At 71.5% G+C, this 8,743-nt stretch carries 7 protein-coding genes; 1 reads left to right on the top strand and 6 read right to left on the bottom strand.

Going from position 1 to position 8,743, the window contains the following annotated elements; genetic code table 11:
* On the top strand, nucleotides 1-193 hold a 193-nt coding region (locus ACFWPS_RS44395; protein ID WP_383717250.1), incomplete at its 5' end, for an SDR family NAD(P)-dependent oxidoreductase.
* Here the strand turns inward: ACFWPS_RS44395 and ACFWPS_RS44390 are convergent.
* The 6 genes from ACFWPS_RS44390 to ACFWPS_RS44365 all read right to left on the bottom strand — a co-directional run bounded on the left by ACFWPS_RS44390 (nucleotide 180) and on the right by ACFWPS_RS44365 (nucleotide 8,700).
* Nucleotides 180-1,661 carry an aldehyde dehydrogenase family protein gene (locus tag ACFWPS_RS44390; protein ID WP_383717247.1) on the bottom strand — a complete coding sequence of 494 codons (1,482 nt, stop codon included), beginning with the start codon at nucleotides 1,659-1,661 and terminating at the stop codon, nucleotides 180-182. The genes ACFWPS_RS44395 and ACFWPS_RS44390 overlap by 14 nt on opposite strands.
* A 50-nt stretch (nucleotides 1,662-1,711) precedes the next feature.
* Complete coding sequence (locus tag ACFWPS_RS44385; protein WP_383717244.1) at nucleotides 1,712-2,734, bottom strand: oligopeptide/dipeptide ABC transporter ATP-binding protein; 1,023 nt, start codon at nucleotides 2,732-2,734, stop codon at nucleotides 1,712-1,714.
* Complete coding sequence (locus ACFWPS_RS44380; protein ID WP_383717241.1) at nucleotides 2,727-4,718, bottom strand: dipeptide/oligopeptide/nickel ABC transporter permease/ATP-binding protein; 1,992 nt, start codon at nucleotides 4,716-4,718, stop codon at nucleotides 2,727-2,729. The genes ACFWPS_RS44385 and ACFWPS_RS44380 overlap by 8 nt, the downstream gene beginning before the upstream one ends.
* The gene (locus tag ACFWPS_RS44375) at nucleotides 4,715-5,653 is read right to left on the bottom strand and encodes an ABC transporter permease (RefSeq protein ID WP_383717238.1); all 939 of its coding nucleotides are present in this window, start codon (nucleotides 5,651-5,653) and stop codon (nucleotides 4,715-4,717) included. The genes ACFWPS_RS44380 and ACFWPS_RS44375 overlap by 4 nt, the downstream gene beginning before the upstream one ends.
* Nucleotides 5,654-5,717: 64 nt before the next feature.
* Nucleotides 5,718-7,331, bottom strand: coding sequence for an ABC transporter substrate-binding protein (locus ACFWPS_RS44370; RefSeq protein ID WP_383717235.1), 1,614 nt, complete (start codon nucleotides 7,329-7,331; stop codon nucleotides 5,718-5,720).
* Nucleotides 7,332-7,896: 565 nt separating this feature from the next.
* Nucleotides 7,897-8,700, bottom strand: a complete 804-nt coding sequence (locus tag ACFWPS_RS44365) for an IclR family transcriptional regulator (RefSeq protein WP_383717232.1) — start codon at nucleotides 8,698-8,700, stop codon at nucleotides 7,897-7,899.
* Nucleotides 8,701-8,743: the final 43 nt, after the last annotated feature.

Below are 8,743 nucleotides of genomic sequence, written 5' to 3'. Positions count from 1 at the left end.
CGGGATGGTGGAGCGCGGGCACGGCAGCGTCGTGGCGGTCTCGTCGGCTGCGGGGCTGATCGGAATATTCGGTTACAGCGCCTACGGACCGGCCAGGTTCGCCGTACGCGGGCTGCTGGAGTCGGTACGGGCCGAGCTGACACCCCACGGGGTGCACGGGCGGTGCGGGGCCACCCGCGTCAGCCGGCGTTGATGACCACGCACTTCACCTGCGTCCAGTCCTCCAGGTAGTCGGGGCCCATCGAGCGGCCGAAGCCGCTGTGCTTGTAGCCGCCGAAGGGTGCGCCGATCGCTCCGGCCGGCCCGCCGTCGCCCAGGGTGTTGACGGCGATCTGGCCGGCCTGGACCCGGCGGGCCAGGCGTACCGCGCGTCCGACGTCCTGGGTCCAGACGGTGGCGGTGAGGCCGTAGCGGGTGCCGTTGGCGATGGCGACGGCCTCCTCCTCGTCCTCGTAGGTGAGGACTGACAACACCGGGCCGAAGATCTCCTCCTGGGCGATGCGCATCCCGGGCCGCACCTGGTCGAAGAGGGTCGGTTCGACGAAGTACCCGTCGTCGTACGGCGCACCGGTCAGCTTGCCGCCGCCGACGACCACTTCGGCGCCCTCCTCGCGTCCGACGGTCAGGTAGTCCAGGACCCTTTTCTCCTGGCGGGCGTTGATGAGCGGCCCCATGTCGACGGGCTGGTCCCACAGTCCGACCCGGACGGCGCGGAAGGCGTCCGCGACCTCGGTCACGAGCCGGTCGTGCAGCGAGGGGTGCACCAGGACACGGGAGCCGGCGGCGCAGACCTGGCCGCTGTTCATGACGATGCTGCGCACGATCGCCGGGACCGCCTTCGTCAAGTCGGCGTCGGGCAGCACGATCTGCGGGGACTTGCCGCCCAACTCCAGTTGCAGCGGTATGAGGTTGCGGGCGCAGGCCTCCATCACGGCGGTGCCGGTGGCCGGTGATCCGGTGAAGCTCATCTTGCGGATGCCGGGGTGGGCGGGCAGGGCCGCGCCGGCCTCGGAGCCGTAGCCGGTGACGACGTTGAGGACGCCGGGCGGGATCCCCGCCTCCGACGCCAGCCTGGCCAGGTACAACGCAGTCAGCGGGGCGTCCTCGGCGGGCTTGAGGACGACCGTGTTGCCGGCGGCGATCGGGGCGGCCGTGTTGAACACCGTCATCGGGCCGGGCGCGTTCCAGGGGATGATCGCGCCGACGACGCCGTAGGGCTCCCGCAGGGTCAGTCCGAGCAGGTCGGGGGAGCGGGTGGGCAGGGTGTCGCCGAAGATCTTGTCGGCCTTGCCGGCGAGGTAGGTGAGGCGGGCGGCGATGGGGGAGGGGCCGACGGGGTGGCCGACCTCCATGGCCTCCAGCCGGTTGATGTCGTCGTCGTGCTCGCGCACCAACTCGGCCCAGCGGTAGAGGAGTTCGCCGCGCACAGCGGGGCTGGTGTCACGCCAGGCGGGCAGGGCCGCCTCGGCGGCGCGTACGGCGTCGTCGACGTCCTCGGCCGTGCCGCGGGGCACCCGGGCGAGCAGGGCGCCCGTGGCCGGGTTGCTGACTTCCAGTACGGCTTTGGAGCGGGCGGAGACCCATTCGCCGGCGATGAGGTGCGTGCCGTCGGGCAGGAGCGCGGCGATGTCGAAGGAGCTGGCGGGGGCGGTGGTGGTCATCGAGTTCCTTGTGAGGTGGGGTGGTGGGAGAGGCGGGGCCTGCTGGGTGGTCAGGCGGCTCCGGCCGGCGATCGGAGGGGCCGGGCCGTACCGGCGGCGATCTCTTCGCTGCGGTGGCAGGCGACGGCGACCCCGTCGTGCTCCACCAGTTCGGGCCGGTCGGACCAGCAGGTCTCCTGCGCGAACGGACAGCGGGCGGCGAAAGCGCAGCCCGCGCCGACGCGTCCGGTGGCCGTGGTGGTCGTGCCGGCTGTGCTCGCGAGGCGCCGCTCGGCCTGCCGGCGGCGCTGGGCGATCGGGTCGGGGACCGGGGCGGCCGCCAGCAGGGCCCGGGTGTAGGGGTGGGAGGGGTGGTCGGCGACCAGTGCCGCCGGGCCGCGCTCGACGACCCGCCCTGCGTACAGGACGACGACGGTGTCGCTGAGATAGCGCACCACGGCCAGGTCGTGGGAGATGAAGAGGTAGCTCAGGCCCCGCGTCTGCTTGAGGCGGGCCAGCAGGTTGAGGACCTGCGCCTGCACCGAGAGGTCGAGGGCGCTGACCGCCTCGTCGCACACGATGAAGTCGGGCTCCATGACCAGCGCCCGTGCGATGGCGATGCGTTGGCGCTGGCCGCCGGAGAAGGCGGCCGGGTAGCGGTGGGCGGCGCCGGGCGGCAGGCCCACGTCGCCGAGGGCGCGCAGGACGCGCTCGCGGATCTCGTCCGCGGGCAGGCCCAGGTTGTAGCGGAGCGCTTCGGCGAGGGTGTCGCCGACCGTGTGCGCCGGGTTCATGGAGCCGTACGGGTCCTGGAAGACCACCTGCATCCGGCGGGCCAGCAGCCGACGGTCCGCGCGGGTGGCGTGCGTGATGTCGGCGCCGTCGAACTCGACGCTGCCGCCGGTCACCGGTACCAGCCCCAGCACGGCGGAGCCGATGGTCGACTTGCCGGAGCCGGACTCGCCGACCAGGCCGACGGTCTCGCCGCGGCCCACGGTCAGGTCCACGCCGCGTACCGCGTTGACGTCGCCGCTGCGCAGCCGGGAGCGGCGGTAGGTGACGTCCAGGCCGCGTACCCGAAGAAGCTCACTCATGCGCTTCCCCTCCGATCAGTTCGAGCGGCCGTATGCACCGCGTCGACCGTTCCAGCTCGACCAGATGGGAGATCACGACGGGTTTCTCCTTGCAGGCCTCGGTCACCCGCGGGCAGCGGTTCTGGAAGTGGCAGCCGACCGGCCACTGCGTCGGCGGCGGCACCGCGCCCTCGACGGCGGGCAGCGGCTGCCCCGGCAGGGCGTGGTGGGGGTCGGACCCCAGCAGGCCGGCCGTGTACGGGTGCGCGGGCGTGGTGACGAGGTCGGTGACCTCGGCCTCCTCGACGACCTCGCCGGCGTACATCACCACGGCCCGGTCGCACAGATCGGCCAGCACGCCCCAGTCGTGGGTGATGAGGATGATGGAGGTGCCGCCCGCCTGCAGTTCGCGCAGCAGGTCGAGGATCTCGGCCTGCACGGTCACGTCGAGCGCGGTGGTCGGCTCGTCGGCGATCACCAGGGCCGGGTCGCCCGCCAGCGCGGCGGCGATGCCGACCCGTTGGGCCATGCCGCCGGAGAGCTGGTGCGGGTAGCTGCCCGCCACCCGGGCCGGGTCGGGCAGTCGTACCTTCGCGAAGAGCTCCAGGGTGCGCTCCCGGGCCTGCTTGCGGGAGCAGCCGGTGTGCAGGCGCACTGCCTCGGCGACCTGGGCGCCGGCGGTGAAGGACGGGTCGAGGCTGGAGACGGGGTCCTGGGAGATCCATCCGATACGACGGCCCCGTACGCGGCGCATCGCGGCGGTGTCGGCGAGGGCGAGGTCGGCACCCTCGAAGAGGACGGTGCCGGAGGCGATCTCGCCGCCGGCGGGCAGCATGCCCAGCAGCGAGGTGGCCGTGACGGTCTTGCCGCAGCCGGTCTCGCCCACGATCCCGAGCACCTCACCGGCCCGCAGGTCGAACGACACGTCCCGGATGACCTCGGTGGGCGTGCCCTCGATGCGCAGGGACACCGTCAGACCGCGCACCGACAGCAGCGCGTCGGGGTCGGGCTCCACGATCACTCGCGGGGCGTCCGGGACCTCGGCCCGCACCGGCTCGGGCGCGGCTCCCCGCGGCCGGCCCATGCGGCGGGACGGCGGCTTGTCGGCCGGGGGCGCGTACCGTTCCGCGAGTGTGTCGCGCAGACCGTCGCTGAGCAGGCCGAGCGCCAGGATGAAGCTGATGATCATGAAGCCGGAAGGGACCAGCAGCCACGGGTCGGTGCCGATGTTCTTGGACGCCTCGGCGATCATGCTGCCCCAGCTGGCCTGGGTGGTGCCGAGGCCGAGGAAGCCGAGCCCGGTCTCCAGGAGCACGGCGTAGGCGCCGAACACCGAGGCCTGGACGAGGACCACTCCGGTGACGCGGGGCAGGACGTGCCGCCGGATGATCACCCGGTCGCGGATGCCGCCCGCCACCGCCGCCCGGACGTACAGCTCCTCCTTCACGCCGAGCGTCGCCGAGCGCACGACCCTGGCCAACAGGGGAGCGCCGAGCAGGCCGTTGGTGGCCATGGCCGCGCTCTCGTTGTTCGTGAAGACCGACAGGACCACCAGCAGGACGATGATCACGGGAACGGCGGAGATCAGGTCGGCGCTCTTGAGGACGAGTCGGTCGAACCAGCCGCCCCGGTAGCCCGCGATCATCCCGGCCGGGACACCGAGGGGCAGATACACGGCCAGGGTGATCAGCACGCCGAGCAGGGTGATCTGCCCGCCGTGCATCAGCCGGCTGAGCACGTCCCGGCCGAGTTCGCCGGTGCCCAGCAGGTGGGCACCGCTGGGGCCTTGCAGCGCCGCGGTCAGGTCCTGTTCGTCGGGGTCGTAGGGAGCGAGCGGACCGGCCAGCAGAGTCACCAGGACGATGAGGAGGAGGTAGCCGGCGGAGGCGGCCGCGGCGGGCTTGCGCACCAGCCGGGCGGTGAAGCCGCGCTGCGCCGTGCCCCGTCGAGGACCTCCCTTGCCGCTCTCGGACGCCGTCCTGCTCGCGGTCGCCGGGGCCTTCATGTCCGCACCTTCGGGTTGAGCATCGCGTACACCACTTCGATCAGGAGGTTGATCAGCATCACGGTGACCGTGAAGACGAGCGCGACGCCCTGGACCATCGGGATGTCCTGCGTCTGCGCGGCGGTCACGGCCAGGCCGCCGAGGCCCGGCATGACGAACAGGGTCTCGGCGAGCACGGTCCCGCCGAACAGCGTCACCACGACCACGCCCAGGACGGTGACGATGGGCGCCGCCGCGTTGCGCAGCACGTGCCGGAAGATCACCGAGCGCTCCGGGATGCCCCGGGCGCGCAGCACACGGACGTAGTCGCGGTTCAGCTGCGTCAGCACGCCGTCCCTGGTCTGCTTGGCCACGGGCGCGGTGGCCGGCACTCCGAGGGTGAGCACCGGCAGGACGAGGGACTCGAACCACTGCACCGGCGAGTCGGTGAACGGCACGTACCCGGAGACGGGAAAGAGCGGCAGCCGCACGGCGAACGCGGTCATCAGCACCAGCCCGAACCAGAAGTTCGGCACCGCGAGGCCGACCAGCGCGATGCCGTCCACGGCCCGCCCCAGCCAGCCGCCCTTGAGCGCGCTGAGGACACCGAGGGCGACGCCGGCGACGGCCGCGACCAGGATCGCGCCGCCGATCAGCGACAGTGTGGTGCCCAGGCGGGAGGTGAGCTGGTCGCTCACCGGGACGCCGGAGGTGATCGAGTCGCCGAGGTCTCCGTGCAGGGCGGCGGTCAGCCAGTCCCAGTAGCGGACCGGCAGCGGATGGTCGAGGCCGAGTTGGGCGTCGAGCGCCTTGACCTGGGCGGGACTCGCGTTCGCGCCGAGGATGGTGCGGCCGGGGTCGCCGGGGACCAGGCTGGTCAGGACGAACGTCAGAACGGTCACGCCGAACACCACGGGAACCGCGCCGACGAGCCAGCGGAAGAGGATCCTGTGCATCTCACCTCGCTCCTTTCTCGGGCCGGGCGGCCCCCGTGGTCAGGCCGGGGGCCGCCCGGAGCGCTTACTTGGTGGCGTAGATGGCCAGGGGGCTCACGAAGGGGGCGCCCGCGCTGACCTTCACTCCGCCGATGCCGGGGCGGACGTAGTAGTTGACGGGGGTGAAGGCGACCGGGGCGTACCAGGCGTTCTTCACCAGGTACTCCTGCATCTGCTGGTCGAGCTTCGCGCGCTCGGCGGGCTCGGCGGCGGCCGCCTTGTCGAACAGGTCGGTCAGCTCGGGGGCGGTGCTGCCGAAGCCGTTGAAGACCTTCGAGCCGGGCATGAAGAGGTCCAGGCCCTCCAGGTACATCGGCTCCTCGGTGAACCCGCCGGAGACCGCCGGGTACTTGTGGTTGGTCTGGTTCTCGACGAAGGAGGTGATGCTGGTGACGGCGGTGACCTTCACCTTGATGCCGACCTTGGAGAGCTGGCCGGCGATCGCCTCGGCCATGGTGTCGAAACCGACGAAGGTGGCGGCCAGGACGGGCAGCGTGAAGCCGTCGGGGTAACCGGCCTCCTTGAGCAGCTGCTTGGCCTTCGCCGGGTCGTAGGGGTATTCCTTCGCCAGGTCGGCCGAGTAGCCGTCGCCCCCCTTGATGACGGTCTGCACGGTCGGTGTCCCGGCCGAGCCGAGCAGGGCCTTGGTGACGGCGTCGCGGTCGATGGCGTAGTTGATCGCCTGGCGGACCCGGACGTCGCCGAGCGGCTTGGACACCTCGCCCTTGCGGTCGATCAGGCTCAGACCCTGGAGGATCACCGGGAGGCCGACGGTGGACATGCCCGCGGCCTTGGCCGAGGAGGCGGAGGTGTAGTCGCCCTTGTAGACGTCGATCTGGCCGGTCTTCATGGCGTTGACCGCGGTCTGGCCGTTCTGCACGATCCGGATCACGATCTTCTTGTAGTGCTGCTTGGACTTGTCGTAGTAGCCGGGGTTGGCGGTGTAGGTGTAGTGGTCGCCGGCCACACTGTCGGACGGTTGGTAGATGTACGGCCCGGCGCCCTGGCTGGTCTTGGTCGGGGTGAGGCTGGAGGCCGCCGCCAGGCCCTTGGGGCTGATGATCTGCCCGATGCCGTACGACTGGGTCAGCAGGGTGGGCAGGATCGGGTTGGCCTTGGCCAGCTTGATGGTCAGGGTGAGCGGGCCGGTGGCCGTGATGGTGGCGTCCGTCAGGTAGTGCGCCTGGTTGCCCTGGGCCTTCTTCGCGTACTCCAGGGAGGCCTTCACCGCGTCGGCGGTGACCGCCTCGCCGTCGGCGAACTTCACGCCCGAGCGCAGGGTGACCGACAGCTCGGTGTTGCCGGAACCCACGTACTTCCAGGACTTCGCCAGCGCCGGCTGCACGGTGCCCTCGGGGGAGAGGTAGAACAGCGACTCGTACGACAGCATCGTGAAGTCGACGAAGCCGAGGTCCAGGCTGCCCGGGTTGAGCGTGGGCGGGGCCTGCTGCTCGGCGACGGTCAGGGTGTCGCCCGGCACCGCCTTGCCGGTGCCCTGGGCGCCGGTGGCCGCGTTCGTGCCGCCGCCGCAGGCGGTCAGGGTCAGGGAGAGCACGGCGCACGCGGCGACGAGGCCGGTGCGAGCGGTCCGGAGTGTTCTGGGTGTGAGCCGACGGGAGGTGCGGTCGAGGGAGTGCATGTACTTCTCCTTGCGCCACGGGAGGTCCGCCAGGGCAACAGGGGCCGGAAGGCGGGCAGCTGGGTGTCATGAGGAACATCTGCACGTGCCGGGCGCGGACGAGGGGGTCGCGGGGCCCGGGCGGCGCCCGGAAGGGAGGCCACCTGCGCGTGTTCACGGAGGGTGCGAGTCGGCCGGCGGAGGGCCGGGAGGTGCGGAGGGTCGGGTGCGTCGCGGGGGACCGTCGTGCGGTGCCGGCCGGAGCGGGCCGTGCGAAACCGGCGGTCCTGAGAGATGAGCGGCGACGAACCGGAGGTGCTCCCGCTGCTCGCGAGGATGAGGCTCAGGTACTGAGGTGGTGCCGGTCCACCGGGGGCTGGCCGGTGAACCGGGGCCTGGGCGTCCTTCGGCCGCAGTGCGGACGAGACGCGATCGGCCCAGTGGTGTAACCCTGATGAAACGGGGCCCTGCTGTCCAGCATCCGTGCAAGGGGAATTGGGTGCCGGCCGCGAAAGATAAGCGTGCGGATCATGGACTGGTGTACACACCGGACCTTGTTGTACAGGCGGGGTTGTAGAGGCGGGCGTCAGCCCAGCAGGCCGTGCAGCGCCTCCGCCGTCGTACGCACGGTGTCGGCCCAGCCCACCAGTGCCTCCCGTGTTTCCAGGAAGGTGATCGTCGAGACGTTGACCGCGCCGACGACCGCGCCCTTGGCGTCGCGGACCGGTACGGCCAGGCAGCGTACGCCGAGTTCGTTCTCCTCGTCGTCCAGGGCGAAACCCTGCTCGCGCACCTTGGCGAGTTCCGCGCGCAGTCCGGCGAGGTCGGTGAGGGACTTCTCCGTACGCGGCGGCAGCCCCGATCTGTCCACCAGAGCGGTGAGTTCCCCGTCGGCCAGACCGGCGAGGACGCACTTGCCGATGGCGGTGGTGTGCAGCGCGAGTTGCTGGCCGACCCGGGAGGAGTCCTGTACGGCGTTCGGTCCGGACACCTTGACCAGCAGGGTCACCGCGTCCCCGGTGCGCACGCCCATGTGCACGGTGTGGCCGATGCGCCGGCCGAGCACTTCGAGTTCGGCCCGCATCACCTGGTCCTCCTCGCAGCCCTGGGTGATCCGGGCCGCGAGCGCGCGGATCCGCGGCCCGGGGCTGTAGCTTCCGGCTCCGTCGGAGGCCAGGAAACCGGTCGCCACCAGGTTCTGGAGGATGCGGTGCGCACTGGCCTTGGGCACTCCCGCGGTGGCCGCGATGTCTCCCAGGCGGTGCGGATAGCCGGGGGCCGAGGCGGCCTCCAGCAGGTTGAGCGCCTTGTCGGTGGCGTTGCCCGCGTTGGAACTGCGTCCCCCGCGGCCGCCCGTCTGTGAGTCCTCTGCAGTTTCGATCCCGACCATTGACAGGCTCCCGTCGCACGGTTTCACTGATGAGCGTTCCACA

The organism is Streptomyces sp. NPDC058457 (genome assembly GCF_042720695.1).
In the GTDB taxonomy this organism is placed as follows: domain Bacteria; phylum Actinomycetota; class Actinomycetes; order Streptomycetales; family Streptomycetaceae; genus Streptomyces.
Note: the sequence above shows the minus strand (reverse complement) of the source record. Positions and strands in the feature narration are given on the sequence as shown.

Excerpts from the sequence above, each read along its gene's own strand:
- ACFWPS_RS44390 (WP_383717247.1), bottom strand. The coding sequence starts at position 1,661 with ATGACCACCACCGCCCCCGCCAGCTCCTTCGACATCGCCGCGCTCCTG.
- ACFWPS_RS44385 (WP_383717244.1), bottom strand. The coding sequence starts at position 2,734 with ATGAGTGAGCTTCTTCGGGTACGCGGCCTGGACGTCACCTACCGCCGC.
- ACFWPS_RS44380 (WP_383717241.1), bottom strand. The coding sequence starts at position 4,718 with ATGAAGGCCCCGGCGACCGCGAGCAGGACGGCGTCCGAGAGCGGCAAG.
- ACFWPS_RS44375 (WP_383717238.1), bottom strand. The coding sequence starts at position 5,653 with ATGCACAGGATCCTCTTCCGCTGGCTCGTCGGCGCGGTTCCCGTGGTG.
- ACFWPS_RS44370 (WP_383717235.1), bottom strand. The coding sequence starts at position 7,331 with ATGCACTCCCTCGACCGCACCTCCCGTCGGCTCACACCCAGAACACTC.
- ACFWPS_RS44365 (WP_383717232.1), bottom strand. The coding sequence starts at position 8,700 with ATGGTCGGGATCGAAACTGCAGAGGACTCACAGACGGGCGGCCGCGGG.